Source organism: Pseudomonas sp. NA-150, assembly GCF_044336365.1.
Taxonomy (GTDB): domain Bacteria; phylum Pseudomonadota; class Gammaproteobacteria; order Pseudomonadales; family Pseudomonadaceae; genus Aquipseudomonas.
Genome location: NZ_CP172305.1, coordinates 955,783 through 981,375, shown reverse-complemented (window position 1 = coordinate 981,375; position 25,593 = coordinate 955,783). Strand labels below are relative to the sequence as shown.

Sequence of the window (25,593 nt, the reverse complement as noted above, 5' to 3'; positions counted from 1 at the left end):
GCGTTCAAGAAGCCTTCGCCAATAGCGCGCCAGCGAGCCGCTCGTACTCCAGCAGAGACTCTTCAAGCAATTGACCGGTGAGGTACAACGTTACCCTCGCAACTTCCTTGATCAGCGCCCGCTCTGCATCCGTCTTCACCGCACGTTGCATGGCCAGGCGAACTTCTTCGGAATGCTTTTCGTCAATGCTCGAATGTGCAACGAAGAAAGTCATTTGTTCGTCTTTTAGACCCAGGTCTGTCCGGAATTTGTTCAGTATGGGTTGGATGTGGTCATAAACCTCTTCCGCCCAGTAGCTATAACCCAGACGAGCAATCGGCCCCAAGCGAATAGCCACGTCGTTCAAATAAGCAATCAGCGCCTGAGTCGGAGGAAGAGGTGCGGGTAGCGATGCGGGCAAGGCACCGATGGATTCCAAGTCACGAATGACCATTTTTTCATGGCCTAACTCTTCAAGTGCATGCTTGTAAACGAACCGCAGCAGTGTTGTCTGCCCCGGATCGGCACTGAAAGCACACGCCGCCTGATTGACGGAGTTGAACCGCGTGTAATGGTAGATCTGGAGCATGACCTGTTGATAAAGCTCTACCGTAATAGGCTTTTCAAGGCTGCGACTCCAATAGCGACCTTTTTTGATTTTGTCCCAACCACTGATGACAATTGCGTCCAGCTCACTGAAAAAATTATCCATGAGTTACTTTACCTTTTATAGTGTTAAAGACTGTTTCCAGTTCCAGATATACCAAACTGTAACGGCGGGATGAATGAAGAGTCCTCCACGTTATATCATCGCTCAGAATACGCCCGCCGATATCGACATACAGGGCAGCTAACCGTCCTCTGCACAACGCCGAGATATGTCGAAACTGCGTATTACCTTTCAACCAGATCGCTGTTTGCAGAAGGAAAAACCTCAGGTGCAAACCGCCCCTGTACTTTTCATCCAAAACCAGCCGATTGGCATCAAACGAATCGATCGGATTGGCGAAGTAAGGGGTGACATCAACGACCTGTTCGACAAAGCTCATGCCGTGCCCCATGGGTGTTATCCGAATAGCACCGACAACTTCTTCGCCATCCAGATAAGCCATGTGATAAGAGCAGGTATCGCGTAACCTCTCGGCATCGGAAAAATATTCTTCACTGGCTGGGTTATCACCGATGTAACGCAACCTTAAAGCGCAGACTTTTTTAAACAGTTCACTTTTTGCCGATACAGTTTGCACGGACATGCTCATACGATGCCCCCAACTATCCGATGCGCTGATCGACAATCCGTGCTTCTTTCCAACTGAACCAACTCCCCAGGTTCACATGGTCATCAAGGTCATCGACAATCATGATCGTCGCCTCGACACCTAAGCGCTCGCGTACCCGCTCACGAATCAATAGAGTCAGTTGACTGCGGTCACCGTTGTAAAACTTGGACATCTCCATCTTGGCTATCATCGTATCCCTGCCGTTAACGCAGTTGATGACGATTTGATAACCTAGGCACTGCTCAACACCTTCCAATAGCGCTTGTTCAATATGGCCGGCAGTTAACGCCTTGCCGTTGAGTGTCATAGCGTCTTTGACACGCCCGGCTACTTTCATCACTTGTGCGGTGGCGATAGGGTTTCCGGGGAATTTTTGAACTGAAACAAGATCACCCGTACGATAGCGGATCAGCGGTTTAACTCCATCGATAAGCATCGTTACGCACAGTTCGCCTTCACCGCTGTCACCAAGACTTTCTCCCGTTTGCGGGTTCAACACCTCGATGATGTAGTTCAGCCGATGGGGCATCAGCTGATCGTTGGTGTTTGTGGCCGCAATGATCATCGCCTCCTGCGAGCCATAAAGACTGTTGTAAGCTTCACTTCCCCAAAGGCTATAGAGGTTGTTCTTCAAGGCCGGAGTACAGAGTTCGCCGCTCATCATGAACGCACGCAAGTGGAAATCCTCACGTGGATTGAAGCCCAGGCGTTCGGCTTCCTTGGCTAATGCCAGTAGTAGGCCCGGCGCCGAAGCCACTACTCCAATACGCAGATTCTGCATCAACTGGAGAGTTTTGGGATAACCGATGACCGGGGAATGCGGCCATAGTTTCGCGTTACAAACGCCCAACTGATAGCATACGTCACCCAAGGTGTCGCCAAAGGAATGCACCTCGGTCGGCCCCATGACACCCACAACGGTTTTCTCATCGGGAAAGTGTTTATCGAGAACAGCCTGATAAGCCATTGCGAGTTGTTTGTTACTCGCATAGCTTTCTTTCTTATCTCGCGGACAAGGTGTCGCCGGCCCGGTTGTGCCTGTTGTTTCATAATAATAAATGCTGTCTTCAAGTGCACCCGATAAAACATCCAGCATTGACACTCTTAAATCGTCCTTTGTGGTAAAAGGCAACGAAGAAAGATTGGCCAGTGTCACGACTTCAACATCAATACCCTTAAGATGCTTACCATAGAAAGCAGATTTGCTCTTAACGTGTTTCAAGACTTGTTTCAGCCTGTCTTCATGCCAGCTCTTCAGTGCCTCCTCACTTAGGGCGTTGGTCCAATACGCCTTATGAATATCGTCATACTTCACTTTGAACTCATCAAATATCTTGCGTGTACCCACAATCTGCCCCCTTGTCGACGTTTATGTTGTTCGCTATTACGGCTACCATCTGTGGTTGCGAACACTAACAAACGCCGAAAAATTACGTACCTGTCAACTGAGACAGTTGTTTGCGTACGAAGAACATGCTAGGAACCGTCCTCAGACGGCCTCCCAAATCCTGTGGAATGGCGAATTGCTTGCGTTTCCCAACGAATATAGATGGCTTTTTGCTAAGTTCTGTACGAAAACCGCGAATATCCAATTAAAAAATCCCCGCAATCAAAGGCATGAGCCTTGATGGCGATGCGATTCAAAATAAGGAAAGAAGGGGGAAAGAATTCGCCTGGACCACTTCATGGGGTGTTTCCACGCGTTTGTTTGGCGCGATGATCATGGCCCATGGCGATGACGACAGCCTGGTGATTCCACCCTTGGTGGCACCGACAAAGGTCGTTATTGTTCCCATCGTACGCAGCGAACAGGATGCCGAAGCCATTCATGCCTTCTGCGATGAGCTGCAAAAACAGATCTCGCGGAAAACTGAACGGACAAAACCTACAGGTCAGCGTTGATAAACGGGATATGAACGGCGGTGAAAAAAATGGTATCACGTTAAACGTGGGGTGCCCGTCCGAGTCGAAGCAGGAATAAAAGAGCTGGGCATGGTTTCCTACGCTTGCCGTAACGACGGCAAGAACACTATTAAAATTAACTAAACCATCTGCATAATAAGCATTTGAAAAAATGCTGCAGAACATTCAGACAGACCTGCTTGATAGCGCCAAAGAAAAACTGTCAAATAACATAAACACGGTCACGACGCTCGAGGTTTTCAAGAACGCCTTTATAAAAAAGACAAACTAAACCCCTTCGTTGTTGCACCTTTCATTGATGACAAAAACGTTGAGAGCGCCATTAGCGAGTTAGGCGTGACCGTCCGCTGCATCCCCCTGACTCAACCCAAGACTAGCGCAGTTTGTTTATTTACAGGCAAGCCCACCAGCACGTGGGCCTTGTATGCAAAGTCATACTGACTCTTGATCAATAACAGATTTGTTTGACGGAGGTTGTTGTATCAAGCGAGTAGCCAAGCACCTAGTACGCCGGATGTCCGCCACCGAGATCAAACTGTTCTCGCAATCCCACGTGTTCCTCAAGCCCGGGCAACTGCTGACCGGGCCGGCGGATGGCAGTTTCTACTCGAACATGTGGCAGATGGCGCGGGCGGATAGTTTTGAGCCGAATGCGATTTGAGGCAAATCGATCAGTTTTCTGTGCAAGTTTTATTCGTAGTGGACTGACTGGCGGTGGCGACGACAGGTGAGCAGAGGACATAAAGCTTAACTTGCGTGTCACCGCCATTTAGCACGCTGACTTGTCGCCAGTTGTGCGGGACTGTTATCAGACCGTCTGCACTGCTGGCAGACATCAGCCAAACCCGCTTTGTATCCGGCGGCAATGAGCCGAGACTGTATAGATACACACTGTCATTATCCTGATAAAAAAAAGTCCCGCCCCCCCGCTCGTCACCGCGACCCAAGTAGGTGGAAGAACCTGCGGGTGCATACAATTGTGGTTGCGCGCTCGTTTTATTGTAATAAAGCACACTCAGATACCAAAACATGGCATCTACCACAATACGATCGCCCACCTCAAAACGCTGGTTAATTTCCTCCACCGTTCTGCCCACCTGATCATTGAACTGTCGTCCGAAATAATTGAGTTTGCTTCGCTGAGCGTAGACATTAGAAAGTCCTACGCCCTCCATGCCGAGTAATAGAACGAGAAGCAACAGGGCCGATACCTGATAACGCCGCATCAATTGATCAACGGTTATGGCCAATATCAACGGTAGCCCACTTGCTGCAAACACAAAATATCGCGTATTAAAAAATGAATGCTGGAACGAAATAAAAAACACGACCAATGCAGGAGCCCATGTGTACATCACCAGCAGAGCCGTCAACTTATGGTGTCCTGTATCGTGCCAAACCAACCACACAGAAGCGCCTGCAATCATCAACGGCAACGTGACATAACTCAGCCACGGCAGATCCAGCCCGTCATTCAATGTTAAAAACTGCCAGATCATCGAAGGCAAACTGAAGCGACTCGGGGGAGATACCCAACCCACAAGTGGTAACGAGTGCGAAAACTGAACGATTAGTTCAGGCACCCAGGGCAAATACAATATGACCATTGCACCATTGGCAAGCCACCAACCTGAACGACTAATAAGATGACCGTCTGGAGGCTCAAAACGAAATAAAAAAAGCAGATAAAGCCAGTGCGACAGTAAACAGAACGCTGCAAAATAGTGAGTATATAAGCCTGCGACAATAAGCAACACATATAGGATCAGACAGTGATGACGCTGTGGATTTTTTACCCAGTAGTAGAGAGCAATGGTCGCCCCCATTGTCCAGACGCCCAGCAGAGCATACATCCGTACCTCTTGACTGTAACGCACTGCGATCGGTAACAGCGCCAGCAGTAATGTCGCCAAACACGCTGCACGACGCGTCGCGACCAAGCATGCTAACCATGCCCCCAGCACGACAGTCACTACGCCCACAAAAACACTCAACGAGCGCACTGCAAAAACCCCATTGCCCACCATTGCCATCCAGCCATGCAACAGTAAGTAATATAAGGGAGGATGAACATCGTGTGCAGCGTGAAACCATATCAGGCTGGGCGGGTAGGCACTCAGCAATGCACTGAAGGCTTCGTCAAACCAAATAGTTGGCTCGGTCAGATCATGGAAGCGCACCAGCGTCGCGAGTGCGACAACCGGCAACAACCAATATTTGCACTCCCATAAAATAATGCGCGGAACACTCGTCCATTTACGATAACCCATCCGTTCCATCACGCTCTCCATAGCCGTTGACCCTGACAACAGCGGCCAACCAAAATCCACGTAAAACACACCCAAGCTTTTAATACACCCAACAACAGTAAAGAGCAATTCCCTCTATCCGGACAGGTCATTCGGTAAAAAACCTAACCGACTACCGAACGAACGGAACATAACCCACGATCTAAATAACCTGACGCTCTTAGAGCAACCGTGATAATCGCCAATTATAAATTCGCGCACGCCTTACACTTTTACACCTCGCGCTATCGATATAATTATGGCAACACAGGGCCAATTGAATAAAGCCGAAGCTGCGTATCGCCGAAGTTCATAACGAATTGTCTGTTCCAGTGCTGCGGAACAGCGACATGACCTTCAGCATCATTGCCATACATCAACCACACGCGGCGGGTATCTGCGGGGATCGAGCTCAGCGTGTCGAGGTAAGTGTCGCCGGCCGCTCGAAAAAATAACGTGCCCGCACCATGGGGCCCTGGCCGCGTAGAGGCGCCCGAGGTCGATAACGGAGTATAGAGCAGTGGCCGAGAGGCCGTGTGGTTGTAGTACACGACACTGAGGTACCAATACAGCCCGTAAACCACCAGCCGATCCCCTGATTCGAAATGCTGATTGATGTACGTCGTCATCTCGCCGACGTGATTGTTCAGCTCATGGATCGGGTCGTTCATTTTGTTGTTTTGGGTATATAGATTAAACAGACCGACCCCCTGCAAACCGATCAATAACACCAGCGCGAGTAATGCCCACTTAGGAAATCGAAGGGCCCATTGGTCCAGTGCAATCCCGAGGACCAAGGGCAGCCCCATGGCCGCGAAGACAAAATATCGAGGCGAAAACAGCGGCAATTTGAATGACACCCCATACACCACCAGCAGGGGCACCAGGGTGTAAATCCCGAGCATCCAGTAGAATCGGTACGCCCCTTTATCGCGATCCGCCGTCCAGATCGCGAGTAACAACATCAATAAGGGAAACGCCACATACACCGGCCACGGCAATAACACCTCCTCGTCTAGCGTGAAGTACTGCCAAATCGTTGAGGGCAAGGTGTAACGCGAGGCAGGCGGTATCCAGTCGACACTGGCAACGTGGGAAAACTGGTCGATGATTGACGGAATCCACGGCAGGTAGCACACGACAATCACCACGTTGGCCAACCACCAGGCCGGCCGCGTAATAAAAGCCCCTTTTTTTCCGGCAGCTAACGGTAGTACTAACAGGTACAGCCAGTGTGACAACGCGCCCAATGCCGCGAAGTAATGAGTGTAAAAAGCGGCGCTCATCAACAGCACATAGATAACCAGCGGACGATAACGCTGAGGGTTTTTCACCCAGTAGATCAACGCGATACTCGCGCCCATCAACCAGACACTGACCAGCGCATACATTCGCGCTTCCTGGCTGTAACGCACGGCAATCGGCAGTAGCGCCAGAATCAATCCCGCCACAATCGCCGCCCGCCGGGTGGCGATCAAGCTGACCCACCACTGCCCCAGCACGATGCCTGTCAGGCCGGCCAGTACGCTCATGGCCCGAACCGCAAATACACTGTTGCCAAACATCGCGTTCCAGCCGTGCAACAACACGTAGTAGAGCGGCGGATGAACATCCTGGGCGCTATGAAACCAGATCAGCGCCGGGGAATAGGCACTGACCAACACGCTGAAGCCTTCGTCGTACCAGAGGGTGGCCTGGGTGATACCGTAAAGTCGCAACGCCAGCGCCAGTGCCAGAATCGGCACTACCTGACAGTCTCGAACGAACACAAACAAGGGATGCGCATCCGTACCTTTGCGCGGCGCGAGAAGCTCCATCAATGCGGGTCTTCATGGTGGCCGACGACATCTTTCACCACGTAACGCGGACGGTGTTTGGCTTCCATGTAAATCCGCCCGATGTATTCGCCGAGGATGCCAATGCCGATCAGTTGCACCCCGCCGAGAAACAGAATGGCGGTCATCAACGAGGTATAACCCGGCACGTCGTTTCCGAAGAACAGTTTGTCGATGACTCGATACGCCGCATACAGCAAGGAAAACAACGACACCGCACCACCGACATAGCTCCAGACTCGCAACGGGACAGTACTGAATGAGGTGATGCCATCCAGCGCCAGATTCCACAGTTTCCAGCCATTGAATTTGGTCTTGCCGGCAGAACGTCGTGCCCGGTCGTACTCAACGATCACGGTCTTGAACCCGGCCCATGACAGCACCCCCTTCATGAATAATTGCTGCTCGGGCAAGGCCCGGATCACGTCGACCACCTTGCGATCAATCAAGCGGAAATCGCCGACGTTTTCCTCGATCCGGGTGCTGGCAATGACGTTTAGCACTTGATAGAACAACCCGGCTGCGTGGCGCTTCAGGTAGCCGTCTGTCGAACGATCATGGCGCTTGGCCAAGACCACTTCAGCGCCGTTTTCCCACTCTCGAACCAACCGCGGGATGACACTGACCGGGTCCTGCAGATCGACATCCATCGGAATCACCGCCGCCCCGCTGGCGTACTCCAGGCCGGCAAACAACGCGGCTTCCTTGCCGAAGTTTCGCGAGAAGTTCACCAGCAACACGTCGTTGTCCGCCAATGCCAAGGCCTGGGCAAACTCGCCGGTGTGGTCGGAACTGCCATCGTTCACAAAGACGATTTCGACGGTATAAGCCTGCAACAAAGGCTCTTGCCGGACGGAACGATAAAACAGCGCGATGGCCTGCTCTTCGTTGAACACAGGAACAATCAACGAGATTTTCATGGCGCGCCTTCCCGAAAAATCACCCGTTTCGAATACAGAAAACCGCAGCAGAGACTGATGGCTGAAAATACCAGCCACGTGATTATCGGGGCCAACAGGTAGAAGTCGGCCAAGTAACCGACGCTCAGACTTAACGAGCCCATAAACGCCACGAAGCGCAGATAGCGCGACCAGGAGCGTTTGGCGTTGAAGGTATAACGGGCGTTGGCATAAAACGAAAATGACACGGCCACTGCAAAGGCGCTTAGATTGCTATAGGCCTGACTGATCGCCAGGCCTATATGCAGGGTGAAAAAGACTACGCCATGAATCAGTGTATTGATCAGTCCTATGACGACATAGCTGGCGAACTGTTTTTCTTGTGGTCTCATGTTCAACCTGCCGTTTTTGCACCGGCCTCTTTTAACGTTAGAAAACCTCCGTGTCCTTATCCCGTAAAAATGGCGTTAAAGACCACGTTGAACTGTAGTGCAGGATTTGCGCTCAAGGTTCCCGGCTTACGACCGGTAACCTCTGAGACATTCAGCAATACCCCTTTTTTGCATTTACCAGCGGGTAACGTCACCCTGCGCGCCGCCGATGCGCGGCAGGGAACCTCCTTGGCGCGCACCAATCCTTATTGAATACCGCTCAAGAGCCCGCAGGCATGACAAACGCACGCGACCCTCGCATTGATTTCTTTCGAGGGCTGGCGCTGATCTTCATTTTTTGGGATCACGTGCCGGATAACCCTTTCGCACAACTGACCGTGCGCAACTTCGGCTTCAGCGATGCTGCCGAGATATTCGTGTTCCTCGCCGGTTACGCCGCCGTGCTCGCTTACGGCCGTGTGGCTGAGCGCGACGGTATGCTGGTCGCCTGTACCCGTATCTTGCGACGGGTGTGGGTGCTTTATGTAGTGCACATCTTTCTGCTGACGCTGTTAATGGGCATCGTCTTCGTCGCCAACAACCACGTCGAATCCCGCGACATGATTCAGATCATGGGCCTCGAATACTTCGTCAAATACCCGCAACAAGCCCTCGCCGACGAGTTGCTGCTGCGCTTCAAGCCCAACCTGACCGACCCGCTACCGCTTTATATTCTGCTGTTGCTGGCACTGCCGTTGATCCTGCCGTGGCTGTTGCGGCGGGCGCACTACGTGGTCGGCTTGTCGCTGGCCTTGTATTTGATGGTGCCGCTGTTTGGCTGGAATTTATCGGCGTATGAAGGCGGCGTCTGGTACTTCAACCCGGTAGCCTGGCAACTGCTGTTTGTCCTCGGCGGCGTGTGTGCGGTGCGTAGCCGAAACGCCGTGGTTCAGCCCACCCGCCCGTTGAGTCGTCAGCCATTGTTCATCGCTGCGGCGACCTACGTGGTGTTGGCCGGGCTGATTACCCTGTCGTGGAAATGGCCAGCGTTTCATGAAGCGTTGATGCCTAAACTGCTCAACGACGTGCTCTACCCCATCAGCAAGACCGATCTGGCGCCAGCGCGTCTACTGCACTTCCTAGCGCTGGCCTACTGCACCGCGAAACTGCTGCCGCGCAGTCAGGCGTTGCTGAACAATTGGCCAGCGCAGCAAACCTGTCGCATGGGCCGTTATTCGCTGGAAGTCTTTTGCCTCGGCGTATTGCTGGCACCGATGGCCGACATGCTGAACGCCCTGGCGGGCGACACCTGGCCGATGCAGGTGTGCACGGCGCTGGCGGGGTTGGGATTGATGATGATGCTGGCAGGATGGTTGGAGTGGAATCGGCGATTGGGGCTTTCTGCACGGGCACTTGCGGTTTGATGGGTCAATTTGTTGACGAAGGAGTGAACGCTGTGGCTGTCAAATCCAACCGTCGGAAAATCAACGCCAAAAGCTTTTTCCTGCACCGCGCGCCACAAATTTTTCACCAAACGCGGTCAGCGTCTAAGCTTGTGACAGGTGCGATTAACATTTGATTAACCGGGCCAATGACTATGGGCGCTTTGTGGCATTCAGATTCGAAGAAGACCGTTGTTCCTGCTGACGGTCCCGATGACACTCCATTGCCCAAACCGCCACGCCGTAAACGCTACGGCTGGCGCTTGTTCTGGCTGCTCCTGCTCATGGCGCTGGTGGCGTCGGCCATCGCCATCCTGAAAGAAACCCGCAGCTCCAGACTGCAAGCCCGTGAATTCAGTCATCTGGCGAGCAAACTCAACTACTCGCTGGAAGCCGGACCCAGTGGCTCGATTGTCTATCCGGGCGATGGGCCTTTCGATAAGCGGCTGGGTTATTCGGGGCTGGATGAATTTCTGCCGCGCATGCTCAAGCGCAATTATCTGGTGACCCAACAGACCCGCTTCTCTCCTGATCTGGTGGCCTACACCCAGCACGGCTTCTTCGTGCCCTATGTAGAGAAAATTCAAGCTGGGCTGTCGATCACCGATTGTGCCGGCGCCCCGCTGTATCAGTACCGTTACCCGCAACAGCTGTACGCCGACTTCGCGTCGATCCCACCGTTGGTGGTGAACAGCCTGCTGTTCATCGAAAACCGCGACCTGCTTGACCCGCAAACGCCCTTGGCCAACCCCGCAGTGGACTGGCCGCGGTTTGCCAAGGCGGTCCTTTCCCAAGCGGCCAAAGTGCTGTCCATCGGCGGGCAATCGGCGGGTGGCAGTACCTTGGCCACTCAATTGGAGAAGTACCGCCACTCTCCTGATGGCTTGACCCTCTCGGGCGGCGAGAAAATCCGGCAGATGGTTTCCGCCAGCGTTCGCGCCTATCAACCCGGCCCGGACACCCTGGAAGCCCGCCAGCGGGTAGTGCGCGATTACCTCAACAGTGTGCCGCTGTCCGCCGTGCCGGGGCATGGCGAGGTGCACGGGATGGCAGAAGGTTTGCGGGTCTGGTACGGCGCGGATTTCGATAAGGTCAACCAACAACTCAACGACACCGCCGGTGACGCCAAGAGCCTTGCCGCACGTGGCCTGGCGCTGCGTGAGGTGTTGTCGCTGATCATCGCCCAGCGCCGGCCGTCGCACTATCTGTCCAAGGGCCGCGAAGAGTTGGCGCAGTTGACCGATAGCCACATTCGCCTGTTGGCGCAGAACGGTGTGATCGATCAATCGCTGTCCAGCGCCGCACTGGACAGCGTGGTCAGTTATCGCGACTGGGCGCAACAGCCGACCGTTCAACCGATCGAAACCAACAAAGGCATCACGGTCGCGCGTACCCGCCTGTCCTTGATGCTCGATCGTTCGCTGTATGACCTTGACCGTCTGGACCTGTCGGCGACCAGCACCTTGCAGTATCAGTTGCAGACCAGCGTCAGCGAATATTTGCATAGCCTGGCAGACCCGGCGACCGCGGCGAAGCTCGGTTTGCTCGGCGAACACCTGCTGACCCCGACCAGCACCGGCCAAGTCAGTTACAGCTTCACCTTGTTTGAACGTAATCCGGATGGCGCGAGGGTGCGGGTGCAAACCGACAGCACCGACCAACCGTTCGACATCAACGAAGGCAGCAAGCTGGAACTGGGCTCGACGGCGAAGATGCGAGTGCTGACCTCTTATCTGGAAATCATTACCGAATTGCATGATAAATACGCCGGACAAGCCCCTGCCGAGCTGAAAAAAATCCCGGTAGATGACCCCGACCACATTACCCGCTGGGCCCTGGATTATCTGATCGAGAACAAGGACCAGAGCCTGCCGAAAATGCTCTCGGCAGCGCTGGATCGCAAGTACTCGGCGAACACCGGTGAATACTTTTTCACCGGCGGTGGCATGCACCATTTCGACAACTTCCGCAAAGAAGACAACCTACGCAATCCGACCCTGCGTGACGCGATCCGTGAGTCGATCAACCTGCCGTTCATTCGCCTGATGCGCGACGTTGTGCGCTACGTCACCTACCAATCCCCCAACAGCAGTGCGCAGTTGCTCAAGGACGATGACAACCCGAGACGCCAGGAGTACCTGAGCAACTTCGCCGACCGCGAGGGCTCGGTGTACTTGCTGCGCTTCTGGAAACGCTACAAAAACAAATCGACCCAGGACCGCCTCGACACCTTCCTCGACGGCATGCACCCCACCGCTATGCGTCTGTCCGCCGTACACCGCTACCTGCTGCCAAATGCCGATCAGGAAGCCTTCAACGCCTTCGTTCGCGAGCACTTGGCTGACGACAAGAAAGAGGTTGGCAAGCTGACCGACGACAAACTGGAAGTGCTGTACGAAAACTATGGACCGGGCAAATTCAACCTGCCGGATCAAGGGTTCGTGGCCAAGGTTCATCCGCTGGACATGTGGTTGGTGGGGTATCTGTTGCAGCACCCGCAAGCGACGTTCAAGGAGATGATTACCGCCAGCTCTGATGCGCGCCAGGAGGTCTACAGCTGGCTGTTCAAGAGCCGCCACCGCAGCGCCCGCGACAGTCGTGTGCGGACCATGCTCGAGATCGAAGCCTTCACCGAAATTCATCGTCGCTGGCAGCGCCTGGGCTATCCATTCGATCACCTGGTGCCGTCGCTGGCCACCGCCATCGGCAGTTCCGGCGACCGCCCGGCAGCCTTGGCCGAGCTGATCGGGATCATCCAGAACGACGGAATTCGTATACCGGTGCTGCGTGTCGACAGCCTGCACTTCGCTGCCGATACACCCTACGAAACCCAGTTGAACAACAACCCGGCGCTGGCCAAGCGGGTCATCCCCTCGGAAGTCGCCGCAGCAATGCGTGAAGCCCTGTCGCAAGTGGTCGATGCCGGTACCGCACGACGCGTGCAGGGTACCTTCAAGGCGCCCGACGGTACGCCGCTGGCCATGGGCGGCAAGACCGGCACCGGCGACAACCGCATCGAGAGCTTTGGTGCACGCGGCGTGCTGCTCGGCTCCAAGTCGATCAACCGCACGGCCACCTTTGTGTTCTACCTCGGCGCCGACCACTACGGCACCCTGACCGCCTTCGTGCCGGGGCGCGCGTCGGAGGCCTTCAAATTCACTTCAGCCTTGCCTGTGCAGGTGCTCAAAGGCATGGCCCCGCTGCTCAACCCCTACCTGACCCCGGGCAACCACACCGAATGCCTGGTGCCGAAAAACCCACTGTCACTGCAAGCCAGCGCCCAATAAGAACCGTTCGTCTTTAGCTCTTGTGTTTTAGTTAAGATATATCTTAAGGTATATCTTAACTACACAGGAGAACGAGCAATGAGAGATATGGGTGAGCACCACCATCATCCCCACCGAGAACACGGTGACGGCCGCGACGGCTTTGAAAGACGCCCTGGTCGTGAACGCGGCGGTCGCGGTCCACGCGTCTTCGCCCCCGGTGATCTGAAACTGCTGTTGCTGGCGTTGATCGCCGAACAGCCCTGCCACGGCTACGACCTGATTCGCCAGATCGAGGGCATGTTCGATGGCGCCTACAGCCCCAGCCCTGGCGTTATCTACCCGACGCTGACCTTCCTCGAAGAAAGCGAACTGATCCTCGGCAACGCCGACGGCGGGAAAAAACACTACACCGTCACCGACGTTGGTCGGCAATCACTGGTCGAGCAAGCGGTCGCGCTGGATGGCGTGCGCATGCGCATCGACGTCAGCAAACGCTCATTGCGCGGTCATGATCGGCCGGCGGAAATCCACGAGGCGGTGCATAACCTGCGCCACGCACTGCAAATCCACCACGGCCGCTGGAGCCCGCAAGAAATCCTGCGGGTTCGCGATCTGCTGAACAACACCGCCAAAGCCATCGCCGATGGCCCGTCCAATACGCCGGAGAAGTCTTGATGAATGCGCAACAAATCCACCGCGTCAGCCATGAAATCAAACGTCGCAAGCTGGACGTGCTGCGGGTCGTCGACCTGACGCCACGGATGCGTCGTATCACCCTCGGCGGGCCGGAGCTGGCAGGCTTTGTCACGCTGGGCACTGACGATCACATCAAACTGCTGTTCGCCCAGAACGCCGAAGAGCAAGCCGCCCTCGACAGCGTTGTTCCTGGCGCACCCGGTGAAGGTCCGCGCCCGGCCATGCGTGATTACACGCCTCGTCGCTTCGATCCGGCGAGCAATGAGCTGGACATTGATTTCGTCCTGCACGGCGACGGCCCGGCGGCGACCTGGGCGGCTCAGGCGGCACCGGGGCAACAGTTGCACGTCGCCGGTCCACGGGGATCGATGATCGTTCCGGACATGTTCGACAGCTACTTGCTGATCGGCGACGAAACCGCCCTGCCAGCCATTGCCCGCCGCGTCGAAGGCCTGCCGGCCAACCGGGCTGCGCTGGTGGTGGTGGAGATTGAAGACTCGGCCGAGCAACAAACCTTCGACTGCAAAGCTCAGGTCGATGTGATCTGGGTGGTGCGTGGCGAACAGGACCTGGTGGACGTCGTGCGCAAACTGGAAATGCCCGAAGGCGAGCTGTATGCCTGGGTCGCGACCGAAGCCGCACTGTCGCGCAAAGTGCGGCGGGTGTTGCTGCAGGAGTTCGGGCTGAGCGAGGCGCTGGTCAAGGCCTCGGGGTACTGGCGTATCGATGAGTCGGACGAGGGTTGAGATCGGATGCGGTGTGCCTGACACATCGCTATTCCCGTGTAGGAGCTGGCATGCCAGCGATCCGCTTGACGGGGTGTGTCAGAGACACCGCTATCGCGGGCAAGCCCGCTCCTACAGTGTGGGTGCTTTCCGGCCCTTGAGCCAATCCAGCCCCAGCAACACCAACCCGATCACCACAAACCCGGCCAACACCCCGCTGGCATTGATCAACGCCTGTGGATAACCCAGGGTTCCGGCGTCGATGAAGTAATACAGGTAATCGCCAATCAGGTTGCCACGCAGCAGGATGTAGGCGAAGTAGACGACCGGATACAGAATCCATAGCAGCACATGCTTGAGCCGCAACAAACCCTTCGGCACATAGAGCCACCAATACAACGCAAACAACACCGGCACCACGTCGTGCAGCAACTCGTCGGCCAGCCATTGCAGGCCATCGGGCCGCCACAAATGGCGTAGCAACAAGCTATAGGCGATGCCCACCAACAAAATACTCACGGTGATGCCACTGACGATTGCGGGCGCCCGGAACAATCGGTGACCCCGCGAGTCGCGGCCGCTGAGCGCGCAGGTCAGCGCCGTCGCCACCAGGGTGTTGGTCAGCATGGTAAAGAAACTGAAGTAGCGCACCAGCCCACCGAGCACGCTCGTGTGGTCAATCCAGCGCGCATAGAACACCAGGTACATCTGGATCGCCAACGCCGACCAGCTCAAGAGCGTGATCAGCAGGGTAAACATGCGCTGTCTCTGCGCCGCTTGCGGGCAGTGCATCACTCGGGGCGCTTGGTGCGTTGCAATTTCAGGTAAAGACCTTCGACTTTCTCCCGCGCCCACGGCGTCTTGCGCAGGAACGTCAGGCTCGACTTGATGCTCGGATCGCTTTTGAAGCAGCGAATATCAATGCGCTCGGCCAGCCCCGACCATTCGTAATGCGCCACCAGGGCGACCAGGATCTGCTCCAGCGTGACGCCGTGCAGCGGGTTGTTGTTGGGTGTCGTCATGCCAAACCTTCAAGGGTATGAGAGGCGCCTGCCTCAGAAAGTGCGCACCTTAGCCGAGGCTGTCACGCGCGGGAAGGCTTTACGGTGCATGACTTCAGAATGGCACAAGATCACACGTCCTCCTGAACTCTACGAATCCTCCGATGCCTATCCACAAACCCTGCCTACACTTGAACAGGGCACGGCGCATGGATTTCTTGAAAAAGAGACATGGAGAAAAGACAAATGAGCAGATCTCGGCTGTTACCGACCTTACTCGGTCTGGTGTTGCTGTTGATGGGCCTGGCCATGCTGGCCGGAGGCATAAAGCTGGGGCAGTTGGGCGGCTCCTTTTACTACGTGCTGGCGGGTATCGGTTTCGGCCTGAGTGGCGTGTTGTTGATCGCCGGACACCGGGGCGCGCTGGGGCTGTACGCGCTGACACTGTTTGCCAGCACGCTCTGGGCGCTGTGGGAAGTCGGCCTGGATTGGTGGCAACTGGTGCCGCGTCTGGCGCTGTGGTTCGCCTTGGGCATTGTCCTGTTGTTGCCATGGTTCCGGCTGGCGCTGTGGCGCGGGCAACCGTCGGCCATGGGCACTGGTGCGCTGAGTATCGCGGTGATCCTCGCCGGCCTTGCAGCCCTGGCCAGCCAGTTCACCAGTCCCGGTGAGATCAAGGGGCAACTGGACCGCGAAACCGCCGGCACCACCAGCGCCGCGCCCGCCATGCCCGACGGCGACTGGCAGTCCTACGGCCGCACCGCCTTCGGTGACCGATATTCGCCGTTGGCGCAAATTACCCCGGACAACGTCAGCAAACTGGTGCCCGCCTGGACCTACCGCACCGGCGACATTCCCGGCCCCGGCGATCCCAACGAAACCACGGCAGAGAACACCCCGCTCAAGGTTAACGGCATGCTGTATGTATGCACCCCGCACAGCATGGTCATCGCCCTGGACCCGGACACCGGCAAGGAGCTGTGGCGCTTCGACCCGAAAATCAGCACCCAGAACGAAGCCAACTTCAGAGGCTGGGGCCACATGACCTGTCGCGGCGTGGCGTATCACGACGACGCGGCCTACCCCGCGCCCAATCAAAGCCCGGCCAGCAACGCCTGCCCGCGCCGCTTGTTTCTGCCGACGGCGGACACCCGCCTGATCGCCCTCAACGCCGACACCGGCAAGATGTGCGAGGACTTCGGTGACAAGGGCTCCATCGACCTGCGCGCCAACATCGGCAGCATGATCCCGGGTGGCTACTACTCGACATCGCCACCTGCCGTCACGCAAAACCTGGTGGTGATCGGCGGCCACGTCACCGACAACGTCTCGACCGACGAGCCGTCCGGGGTGATTCGCGCCTTCGACGTGCACACCGGCCGTCTGGTGTGGAACTGGGACAGCGGCAACCCGGACGACACCACACCGATTGCGTCCGGCAAGACCTACACCCGCAACTCACCCAACATGTGGTCGATGTTTGCGGTCGATGAAAAGCTCGGCATGTTGTACCTGCCAATGGGCAACCAGACGCCTGACCAGTGGGGCGGCAACCGTGCACCCAACTCGGAAAAATACAGCGCCGGCCTGACCGCGCTGGACATCAACAGCGGCCGCGTGCGCTGGACCTATCAGTTCACCCACCACGACCTGTGGGACATGGACGTTGGCGGCCAACCCTCGTTGATGGATATCAAAACCGCCAGCGGCATGAAGCAGGCGGTGCTGGCCTCGACCAAGCAAGGCAGCATCTACGTGCTGGACCGGGGTACGGGTCAGCCCATCGTGCCGATCAATGAAATTCCAGTGCCGCAAGGCGCAGTCGCCGGCGATCACACGGCACTGACCCAACCCAAGTCCGACCTGAATTTCATGCCGCCACCGATTAAGGAAAGCGACATGTGGGGCGTGACGCCGTTCGACCAACTGCTGTGCCGGATCAAGCTCAAGTCGTTGCGTTATGACGGCCCGTTTACCCCACCGTCGTTGCAAGGCTCGATCATTTATCCGGGCAACTTCGGCGTGTTCGACTGGGGTGGGATTTCGGTGGACCCGGTGCGCCAGATCGCCTTCGTCAACCCCGACGCCATGGCCTTCGAATCGCGATTGATACCGGCCGCCGAGATTGCCGCCCAAGGGCCGCGCAAAAGTGAAACCGAAGGTGTGCAGGTCAACAAAGGCGCGCCGTACGGCGTGATCCTGCAACCGATGCTCTCGCCGCTGGGCCTGCCGTGCCAGACGCCGCCATGGGGTTACGTCGCCGCGGTGGACCTGACCAACAACACCACAATCTGGAAACACAAAAACGGCACCGTGCGCGACAGCTCACCCGTGCCAATACCGTTGCCGATGGGGGTTCCGAGCCTCGGCGGGACCTTCATGACCAAAGGTGGCGTGGGCTTCCTCAGCGGTACGCTCGACCAATACCTGCGCGCGTATGACATGCGTAACGGCAAACAACTGTGGGAAGCCCGCCTGCCCGCAGGCGCTCAGACCACACCGATGACCTACACCGGCAAGGATGGCAAACAGTACGTGCTGGTGATGGCCGGCGGGCATGGATCGTTGCAAACCAAGAAAGGTGATTACGTGCTGGCGTTTAAATTGCCGGAGTGAGAATTCCTGCCTCCGTCTGTAGGAGCCAACTTGTTGGCGAGCAGCTTGACGCGGTGTGTAGGCACACTGCCTCGCGAACAAGTTCGCTCCTACAGGGTTTTGCAACTGCCGCTATTTCTCGATCACATCCCCGCGCATCGGCGCCAGGCGCGCGATCAGGCGATTTTGCGTGGGCACCGGGATGTGTTCGGCGTCCATCGAATCGATAAGGTCTTCCACCAGTGCGGTGAAATCGCTGCGGGTCAGGTGTTGGCCTTTGTGCGATTCGGCCATGCTGTCGCCGGTGTAACGGCACGGGCCACCGGCCTCGACGCAGACTTTCTCAACCAGCTTGTCGCGCAGGCGCACGATGTCGATTTTCTTGAAATGCTCGACGATACGTTTGTCGTGGGCGATGTTCAGCAACATGCCTTCGACAATCCGCTGAATGCCCGCACGCTGTCCCAGTTCGTGATACAGGCTGTCATCTTTCGGCGGCGTCTGCGCACAACCCGCCAGGGCGAGGATCACAAGCCAGGACCACAGGCGCATGTTAAAAACTCCCCTGCACGGATAGGTACGTGCCGTTCTGATTGTCCAGGGTGGCGATCTGGCCCAGCCGCGCATAGGCCAGCACAAACGACAAATGCTTGCTCGGGAAATAGCCGAGGAACAGGTCAGTCCAGTCACTTTCGCCGGAGAACGACAGGTTGTCCGGCTTCTCCCGGTATTCCACGCCCAACGCCCAACGCGGGTTGAACAACACCGCAATCGAGCTTTCCTTGAGCACGCTACGGCTGTCGCGTCGATCGCCACCGAAGCCCAGCAGGCCCATTTCGTTGGCGCGGCTGTAGCGCACGCCGCCGTTGACCACCAGGTTGTAGCCAAACGCCGCGCCCATGAACAGGCGGCTAGCGGTCAGGTACGCGTCGGTGTCGGCATCGCGCTTGGCACCGACCAGGCTTGGAATCAGAAAGTCGTTCTGATGTTTGTATTCCAGCCCCAGCGACACCTGCGGCAGGTAGTCGTAAATCAGGTCGCCAAACAGCCGCACCTTCACGCCAAAGATGTCCTGGCTCAGGCTGTCGTCGGGCAGGTGCAGTTTGCTCACCAGCGAGCCGAGGTCGAAGCGCTGGTGGGCGTAGGACACTTCAATGCGGTTGTCGTAGGCCGCTGCCATACCCACCACATCCAGCTTGTAGTCTTTGAGGTCGATATGGGTGGCGAATACGTCAGTGCCCCACTCGCCCTTTTCGCCATAACCGGCCAGTACCGCCCACGGCGTGATCCCGCCACCGGCAGCGCCGTCGATACTGCTGGCGCCACCGGTCGCGATCAATCGGCCTTGATCGGCGTGAGCACCCGCTGGCGAGCACTGCACACAAACATCCCAACAAGAGGCAAAAACGACGCGGCATAAATCAGTGAACCATCAGGCTGGGTGAGCGAAGCGGCTGGGCAACCCAGGCCTCAAAAGCGGCGGCGGTCAGCGGACGGCTGATCAGATAACCCTGCGCGGTGTCGCACTGCCAGCGTTCAAGCAGGCGCAGGCTGTGTTCGTACTCGACGCCCTCGGCCACCACCTTGAGCCCCAGGTTATGGCTCATCTCGATGGTGGAGCGAACGATCACTGCGTCCTCGCTGGTCTCGTCGAGGTCACGCACGAACGACTGGTCGATCTTCAGCTCTTGTACCGGCAACCGCTTGAGGTGAGCCAGCGACGAATAACCAGTGCCGAAATCGTCGATCGACAGGCTGATGCCACATTCGCGCAACCGATGAAGAACTTTCAGTGCATGTTCAGGCTCACGCATCACCGCGCTTTCCGTGATCTCGAAGATCAGTTGTTCGGCCGGCACCTGGTATTGCTTGAGCAGAACCGACACGCGGTCGGCCAGGTCATGACTGAGCAGATCATCCGCCGAGATGTTCAACGACACCTGCACCCGCAAACCCCGCCGCGCCCACTCGGACAATTGGCGCATGCCCTCTTCAATCACCCAGTTGGTCAGCAGTTGAATGCTGCCGGTGCGCTCGGCCAACACGATGAACTCGGCCGGCGAGACCAGACCGAATTGCGGGTGTTGCCAACGCAATAGCGCTTCGGCCTGACGCACTTTGCCCTGAAGAATGTCCAGCTTTGGTTGGTAATGCAGGATCAATTCATTGTTCGACGCGGCGTGGCGCAGGTCACGAATCAGGCTGATCTGCCGCTGGTGCGCGAGGTCGCGGCCCTGTTGATAGACTTGCAAACGCCCCGGCAATTGCGCGGCATCCTGGCGGGCGATGGCCGCGCGATTGAGCAGTTCTTGCGGAACATTGCCATCCGCCGGGTACGCAGCGATACCGATGCAGCACTCCAGCGCGATGTCGTGGCCACTGATGCGCTGCGGCGTGACCAACAGCTGTTGCAGGGTGTCAGCCACGGCAACCGCGCCGTCACTGCCGACGTTATCGATCAACAACAGGAATTCGTCGGCCGTCAGGCGCGCCACGGTATCGCCGGGACGCAGTTGGGTCTGAATCCGTGCGCCAACCTGTTGCAGCATCTGATCGACACCCTCGGCGCCACAGGCTTCGTTGATTGCGCGAAAATTATCGATGCCCAGGTACAACAGCGCCATCGGGCGTTCGGCGGAGATCGCACTGCCCAGACGCTCCATGGCCAATGCCCGGTTCGGCAGACCAGTCAGGGCATCGTGCAGGGCGTTGTGCGCCAACTGTTGTTCACGTTCAGCAATGCCGCTCTGCATCGAATTGAATGCGCTGGCGAGCAAGCCCAGTTCGTCGCTGCGCTTGAGGGTCAGCGGCGTCTGGTAGTCACCCTCACCGATGCGTTCGGCGGCTCTGGCCAGCGCCCGGACTGGCAACGACACACTTCGCGCCAGCAACAGCGCGCCGATCAGCGAGGCAAACAACGCCGCCAGGGCGATCCAGATAATCTTCTGATCCAGCGGCGCAAAGGCCTGCATCGCTTGGTCCAGCGGACTTTGCAGCAGCGCGATAACTTGACCGTCGCTGGCATTTCCGGTGTTAGCCAGCATCAGCGATTGACTGAGGAAGCGCTGGTTCAAGTGCTCGGTCATGTGCACATGCCGGCCTTGCGAGCTGTCGAGCATCAATTGGCTCAGGCTGGTGTACAACGAGTCGGGCTGGGTACTGACAATCTGCCCCGGCTGCTGATTTTCGACCGCGAGAAACGACACCTCCAGGCCGCTCATCGAGCGCAGTTCCTGAGCAAATTCGGCGTCCATCACAAAGCCCATCACCACGCGACCAATCGGCAACGGTGCCAGTACCGTGCTTTCCACCAGCAAATGCGGCTTGCCTTGCATCGCAACAATCAGCATCGACTGGTTGCTGCGCCGCGTCTCGATCAGCGCCTTGTCGTAACTGAACTGACTGCCTTCGGGCACCTGAGCCACGGTACTGGCCATGACCTTGCCGTCCATGCTCAGCAGGAACATGTCCGAGGCGTTGATCCGCGCGCCGTGGTTGCGCAATACCGAGCGAATGGTTGCCGAATCGCCGCTGGCCACCGCGTCGCGAAAGCCGAAGTCTGCCGCCACCAATTGCACGCCGTCGCGCAACTGTCGGCCACGAATCCCCAGCAACCGCTCGAACACCCGTGTACCGACTTCCAACTGCTCCTTGGCCTGGGTGCCCACAGCGTCCTTGGTCGCCGCGTTGACCGCGAAATACACGGCGCCGATCACCACCAACAGCAACAGGATCAGTACGCAAGCGATGCGCGCCTGAAAACTACTTCGCAGTTTCATTCATGTGCGGCCTTATTGAAGGCGTCGCCGAAAGCACTCGGCGCCGGAGCCATGGGCATGTCTTGATCCTTGGCCTTTACGGCCACGATAAAGCGCTGATGCAGGCCTTGGGCAGGCACATCGATTTCGCCACCGGCAACCGGTTGCATATCGGGGGATTGTGGATGCCACAGGGTTACGCTGTAGTGCCCGACCGGCAACGCGTCCAGCTTGAGCGCGCCCTTGTCGTGACTGACGGTGAACCAGGGGTCGTCCGTGACGAAAACGTAGCCGAGCATCCAGTCATGAATGTTGCAACCCAGCACCACGACGCCGGGTTTGTCGAACAGCACCGGAAGCGACGGTGTGCCCTCGTACAAGCGCAGTTCGAAGCGTTTGGCAGCGGAAAATGAATAAACCTGATGGCGAACGTTATCGCTATTGGGAAAGGCAATCTGCGTACCGGTATGCACCGCCAGTACGTGAGGCGCAAACTGTTGACCGCGCTGGTCCATGTCGGCTTTGGCGGTGATCGACGTTTTGCCCGGCGGACCGGCGAGGGTCAACACAGCATCGTTCAACGGATTGCCCTGCTGGTCGACCACCTCAGCGTCGAGCGTCGCTGCCGAAACACTGAGGCTGAACAGAGCAGAAAACGCGAGCAGAGCAGTTGTCGATAAAGCCTTGAACATACCTGTTTCCAAATCGTGGACAAGCCGGTTAAAAGTTCGCCAGCCCTGGCAACGAAATGCAGTCCGCGCAGATTAACGGCAGGTGGCCAGAAGATCACGCACAAAAAGAGGCGTTTAGCCATCACTCAGTTCGGACTGACGAAAGGTTATCGGCCTGTGAAGGGCTAACCTAAGCTAATTTGCTCCCGCCATTGAAAGCAGCTCTGCAGTGCCCCATCTAAACACCATATTCATTTGTGCAGGTGCCCCATGAGCGACCAGCAAAACGATTCAGATGACGCCACTCCAGAGCAAAAAAGCGACCACCCGGCTTCAACCAACACCAGCCTGACCCTTCCGGGACAGAACTACCCGGACAAGGTCTACATCATCCCGATTCACAATCGGCCGTTCTTCCCGGCGCAAGTGCTGCCGGTCATCGTCAACGAAGAGCCCTGGGCTGAAACTCTGGAGCTGGTCAGCAAGTCCGACCATCATTCCCTGGCGCTGTTCTTCATGGACACGCCGCAAGACGACACCCGCCATTTCGACACCGACGCCCTGCCGGAATACGGCACGCTGGTGAAGGTGCATCACGCCAGCCGCGAAAACGGCAAGCTGCAATTCGTCGCACAGGGCCTGAGCCGGGTGCGCATCAAGACCTGGCTCAAACACCATCGCCCGCCGTATCTGGTGGAAGTCGAATACCCGCATCAGCCCGAAGAAGCCACCGACGAGGTCAAGGCCTACGGCATGGCCCTGATCAATGCGATCAAGGAGCTGCTGCCGCTCAACCCGCTGTACAGCGAAGAGCTGAAGAATTACCTCAACCGCTTCAGTCCTAACGATCCTTCGCCGCTGACTGACTTCGCCGCCGCGCTGACCTCAGCCTCGGGCGTCGACCTGCAAGCAGTGCTGGACTGCGTACCCATGCTCAAGCGCATGGAAAAAGTCCTGCCGATGCTGCGCAAGGAAGTCGAAGTCGCGCGCCTGCAGAAAGAAATCTCCGCCGAAGTGAACCGCAAGATCGGTGAGCACCAGCGCGAGTTTTTCCTCAGGGAACAGCTCAAGGTCATCCAGCAAGAGCTGGGCCTGAGCAAAGACGACCGCAGCGCCGACATCGAGCAGTTCGAGCAGCGCATGGTCGGCAAAGTGTTGCCGCCGCAAGCGCGCAAACGCATTGACGAAGAACTCGGCAAGCTGAAGATTCTGGAAACCGGCTCGCCGGAGTACGCGGTCACCCGCAATTACCTGGATTGGGCCAGCTCGGTGCCGTGGGGCGTTTACGGCGAAGACAAGCTCGACCTCAATCGCGCGCGCAAAGTGCTCGACCAGCACCACGCCGGGCTCGGCGACATCAAGAGCCGCATCCTCGAATTCCTCGCGGTGGGTGCCTACAAAGGCGAGATCAGCGGTTCTATCGTGCTGCTGGTAGGCCCGCCGGGTGTGGGCAAAACCAGCGTCGGCCGCTCGATTGCTGAATCGCTGGGACGCCCGTTCTTCCGTTTCAGCGTCGGCGGCATGCGTGACGAGGCGGAGATCAAGGGCCATCGCCGCACCTACATCGGCGCGCAACCGGGCAAGCTGGTTCAAGCGTTGAAAGACGTCGAAGTGATGAACCCGGTGATCATGCTCGACGAAATCGACAAGATGGGCCAAAGCTACCAGGGCGATCCGGCTTCGGCGCTGCTGGAAACCCTCGACCCGGAACAGAACGTGGAATTTCTCGACCACTACCTGGACCTGCGCCTGGACCTGTCGAAAGTCCTGTTCATCTGCACCGCCAACACCCTGGATTCGATTCCCGGCCCATTGCTGGACCGGATGGAAGTGATTCGCCTGTCGGGCTATATCACCGAAGAAAAACTCGCCATCGCCAAGCGTCACCTGTGGCCCAAGCAACTGGAAAAGGCTGGCGTGACCAAAAGCAGCCTGACCATCAGCGACAACGCGTTGCGCACCGTGATTGACGGTTACGCGCGTGAGGCCGGGGTCCGGCAATTGGAGAAACAGCTGGGCAAACTGGTGCGCAAGTCAGTGATCAAGCTGCTGGATAATCCGGACTCGGTGCTGAAGATCGCGCCGAAGGACCTGGAGTCCATGCTCGGCTCGGTGGTGTTCCGCAACGAGCAAGTATTGGCCGGTACTGGCGTGATCACTGGCCTGGCCTGGACCAGCATGGGCGGCGCGACCCTGCCGATTGAAGCGACGCGCATCCACACGTTGAATCGCGGCTTCAAACTGACCGGGCAATTGGGCGATGTGATGAAGGAGTCCGCGGAAATCGCCTACAGCTACGTCACCGCCAACCTCGCGCAGTTTGGTGGCGATCCGCGGTTCTTCGACGAAGCCTTCGTGCACATGCATGTACCGGAAGGCGCGACGCCGAAAGACGGCCCGAGCGCCGGCGTGACCATGGCCAGTGCCTTGCTCTCGCTGGCACGCAACCAGGCGCCGAAGAAAGGCGTGGCCATGACTGGCGAACTGACCTTGACCGGGCATGTACTGCCCATTGGCGGCGTGCGGGAAAAGGTCATTGCGGCGCGGCGGCAGAAGATCTTTGAACTGATCCTGCCTGAACCAAACCGTGGCAACTTCGAAGAGCTGCCGGATTACCTGAAGGAAGGTATCACCGTGCACTTCGCCAAGCGCTTTGCGGACGTGGCCAAAGTGTTGTTCTAAGAACCACGCCTATCTCTGTAGGAGTTGCCGGAGGCTGCGAACCTGGCGGCCGGAAGGCCGTTCCGGCCTTATCGTCCGGATGCGGCCCAAACCTTCGGCAGCTCCTACAGGGATGTGTGCTGCCTAACGCACCGCATCTATCCAATCTTCAGTTATGCTCCAGACTCGTTGTGTACGAC

21 protein-coding genes and 2 pseudogenes are annotated in these 25,593 nt (G+C 57.2%); 10 read left to right on the top strand and 13 right to left on the bottom strand.

Translation table 11 applies throughout. The annotated features are described in order from the left end of the window. Positions 1–4 precede the first annotated feature (4 nt). Genes ACF0H7_RS04745 through ACF0H7_RS04735 form a run of 3 tightly spaced genes read right to left on the bottom strand, consistent with a single transcriptional unit; the run spans position 5 to position 2,607 of the window. Complete coding sequence (locus tag ACF0H7_RS04745; RefSeq protein WP_397451642.1) at positions 5–691, bottom strand: iron-containing redox enzyme family protein; 687 nt, start codon at positions 689–691, stop codon at positions 5–7. Continuing rightward, positions 684–1,238 (bottom strand): acetyltransferase, encoded by a 555-nt coding sequence (locus tag ACF0H7_RS04740; protein ID WP_397451641.1) that lies wholly within the window; start codon positions 1,236–1,238, stop codon positions 684–686. Before ACF0H7_RS04740 ends, ACF0H7_RS04745 begins: the two co-directional genes overlap by 8 nt. Before the next feature lie 13 nt (positions 1,239–1,251). Then, positions 1,252–2,607 carry a phenylacetate--CoA ligase family protein gene (locus ACF0H7_RS04735; RefSeq protein ID WP_397451640.1) on the bottom strand — a complete coding sequence of 452 codons (1,356 nt, stop codon included), beginning with the start codon at positions 2,605–2,607 and terminating at the stop codon, positions 1,252–1,254. A gap of 269 nt (positions 2,608–2,876) precedes the next feature. Here ACF0H7_RS04735 and ACF0H7_RS04730 point away from each other — a divergent pair, with 269 nt between their 5' ends. The 3 genes and pseudogenes from ACF0H7_RS04730 to ACF0H7_RS04720 all read left to right on the top strand — a co-directional run. After that, positions 2,877–3,161 carry a hypothetical protein gene (locus tag ACF0H7_RS04730; RefSeq protein ID WP_397451639.1) on the top strand — a complete coding sequence of 95 codons (285 nt, stop codon included), beginning with the start codon at positions 2,877–2,879 and terminating at the stop codon, positions 3,159–3,161. A 303-nt stretch (positions 3,162–3,464) separates the two neighbouring features. Beyond that, positions 3,465–3,623: pseudogene (locus ACF0H7_RS04725) on the top strand (proline--tRNA ligase); the annotation flags it as partial. A 52-nt stretch (positions 3,624–3,675) separates the two neighbouring features. Further along, positions 3,676–3,843: pseudogene (locus ACF0H7_RS04720) on the top strand (FMN-binding glutamate synthase family protein); the annotation flags it as partial. A gap of 10 nt (positions 3,844–3,853) precedes the next feature. Here ACF0H7_RS04720 and ACF0H7_RS04715 read toward each other — a convergent pair. The 4 genes from ACF0H7_RS04715 to ACF0H7_RS04700 all read right to left on the bottom strand — a co-directional run bounded on the left by ACF0H7_RS04715 (position 3,854) and on the right by ACF0H7_RS04700 (position 8,596). Beyond that, on the bottom strand, positions 3,854–5,560 hold the full coding sequence (locus ACF0H7_RS04715; protein WP_397451638.1) for a glycosyltransferase family 39 protein: 1,707 nt from the start codon (positions 5,558–5,560) through the stop codon (positions 3,854–3,856). 167 nt (positions 5,561–5,727) lie between these two features. Beyond that, the gene (locus ACF0H7_RS04710; RefSeq protein WP_397451637.1) at positions 5,728–7,287 is read right to left on the bottom strand and encodes a glycosyltransferase family 39 protein; all 1,560 of its coding nucleotides are present in this window, start codon (positions 7,285–7,287) and stop codon (positions 5,728–5,730) included. Continuing rightward, entirely contained in the window at positions 7,287–8,225 is a 939-nt protein-coding gene (locus tag ACF0H7_RS04705) for a glycosyltransferase family 2 protein (RefSeq protein ID WP_397451636.1), read from the bottom strand. Before ACF0H7_RS04705 ends, ACF0H7_RS04710 begins: the two co-directional genes overlap by 1 nt. Continuing rightward, on the bottom strand, positions 8,222–8,596 hold the full coding sequence (locus ACF0H7_RS04700; protein WP_397451635.1) for a GtrA family protein: 375 nt from the start codon (positions 8,594–8,596) through the stop codon (positions 8,222–8,224). Before ACF0H7_RS04700 ends, ACF0H7_RS04705 begins: the two co-directional genes overlap by 4 nt. A gap of 275 nt (positions 8,597–8,871) precedes the next feature. Here ACF0H7_RS04700 and ACF0H7_RS04695 point away from each other — a divergent pair, with 275 nt between their 5' ends. The 4 genes from ACF0H7_RS04695 (at position 8,872) to ACF0H7_RS04680 (ending at position 14,728) form a co-directional block, all read left to right on the top strand. Beyond that, on the top strand, positions 8,872–9,999 hold the full coding sequence (locus tag ACF0H7_RS04695) for an OpgC domain-containing protein (RefSeq protein ID WP_397451634.1): 1,128 nt from the start codon (positions 8,872–8,874) through the stop codon (positions 9,997–9,999). 173 nt (positions 10,000–10,172) lie between these two features. Further along, positions 10,173–13,304 carry a transglycosylase domain-containing protein gene (locus ACF0H7_RS04690; protein ID WP_397453829.1) on the top strand — a complete coding sequence of 1,044 codons (3,132 nt, stop codon included), beginning with the start codon at positions 10,173–10,175 and terminating at the stop codon, positions 13,302–13,304. 87 nt (positions 13,305–13,391) lie between these two features. Next, entirely contained in the window at positions 13,392–13,961 is a 570-nt protein-coding gene (locus ACF0H7_RS04685) for a PadR family transcriptional regulator (protein ID WP_397453828.1), read from the top strand. Continuing rightward, a complete protein-coding gene (locus ACF0H7_RS04680) occupies positions 13,961–14,728 on the top strand; it encodes a siderophore-interacting protein (RefSeq protein ID WP_397451633.1) in 768 nt (255 codons plus the stop codon). Before ACF0H7_RS04685 ends, ACF0H7_RS04680 begins: the two co-directional genes overlap by 1 nt. A gap of 111 nt (positions 14,729–14,839) precedes the next feature. On the opposite strand, the gene ACF0H7_RS04675 is transcribed toward ACF0H7_RS04680, so the two are convergent. Continuing rightward, positions 14,840–15,499, bottom strand: coding sequence for a Pr6Pr family membrane protein (locus tag ACF0H7_RS04675; RefSeq protein ID WP_397451632.1), 660 nt, complete (start codon positions 15,497–15,499; stop codon positions 14,840–14,842). Further along, positions 15,499–15,729 (bottom strand): VF530 family DNA-binding protein, encoded by a 231-nt coding sequence (locus tag ACF0H7_RS04670; protein ID WP_397451631.1) that lies wholly within the window; start codon positions 15,727–15,729, stop codon positions 15,499–15,501. The genes ACF0H7_RS04675 and ACF0H7_RS04670 overlap by 1 nt, the downstream gene beginning before the upstream one ends. 88 nt (positions 15,730–15,817) lie before the next feature. On the opposite strand from ACF0H7_RS04670, the gene ACF0H7_RS04665 reads away from it, so the two are divergent. After that, complete coding sequence (locus tag ACF0H7_RS04665; protein WP_397451630.1) at positions 15,818–15,958, top strand: hypothetical protein; 141 nt, start codon at positions 15,818–15,820, stop codon at positions 15,956–15,958. Beyond that, a complete protein-coding gene (locus ACF0H7_RS04660; RefSeq protein ID WP_397451629.1) occupies positions 15,955–18,324 on the top strand; it encodes a glucose/quinate/shikimate family membrane-bound PQQ-dependent dehydrogenase in 2,370 nt (789 codons plus the stop codon). The genes ACF0H7_RS04665 and ACF0H7_RS04660 overlap by 4 nt, the downstream gene beginning before the upstream one ends. A gap of 111 nt (positions 18,325–18,435) precedes the next feature. Here ACF0H7_RS04660 and ACF0H7_RS04655 read toward each other — a convergent pair whose 3' ends face one another. The 4 genes from ACF0H7_RS04655 to ACF0H7_RS04640 are packed head-to-tail and all read right to left on the bottom strand — an operon-like array spanning position 18,436 to position 22,753. Next, a complete protein-coding gene (locus tag ACF0H7_RS04655; RefSeq protein WP_397451628.1) occupies positions 18,436–18,855 on the bottom strand; it encodes a group 1 truncated hemoglobin in 420 nt (139 codons plus the stop codon). 1 nt (position 18,856) lies between these two features. Next, on the bottom strand, positions 18,857–19,684 hold the full coding sequence (locus ACF0H7_RS04650; protein ID WP_397451627.1) for a DUF3034 family protein: 828 nt from the start codon (positions 19,682–19,684) through the stop codon (positions 18,857–18,859). Between the two features lie 40 nt (positions 19,685–19,724). Next, positions 19,725–22,082: an EAL domain-containing protein gene (locus ACF0H7_RS04645; protein ID WP_397451626.1), complete on the bottom strand. Its 2,358-nt coding sequence runs from the start codon at positions 22,080–22,082 to the stop codon at positions 19,725–19,727. Beyond that, entirely contained in the window at positions 22,079–22,753 is a 675-nt protein-coding gene (locus ACF0H7_RS04640; RefSeq protein ID WP_397451625.1) for a methylamine utilization protein, read from the bottom strand. The genes ACF0H7_RS04645 and ACF0H7_RS04640 overlap by 4 nt, the downstream gene beginning before the upstream one ends. Positions 22,754–23,002: 249 nt before the next feature. On the opposite strand from ACF0H7_RS04640, the gene lon reads away from it, so the two are divergent. Continuing rightward, the gene (gene lon, locus ACF0H7_RS04635) at positions 23,003–25,414 is read left to right on the top strand and encodes an endopeptidase La (RefSeq protein ID WP_397451624.1); all 2,412 of its coding nucleotides are present in this window, start codon (positions 23,003–23,005) and stop codon (positions 25,412–25,414) included. Positions 25,415–25,593 lie beyond the last annotated feature (179 nt).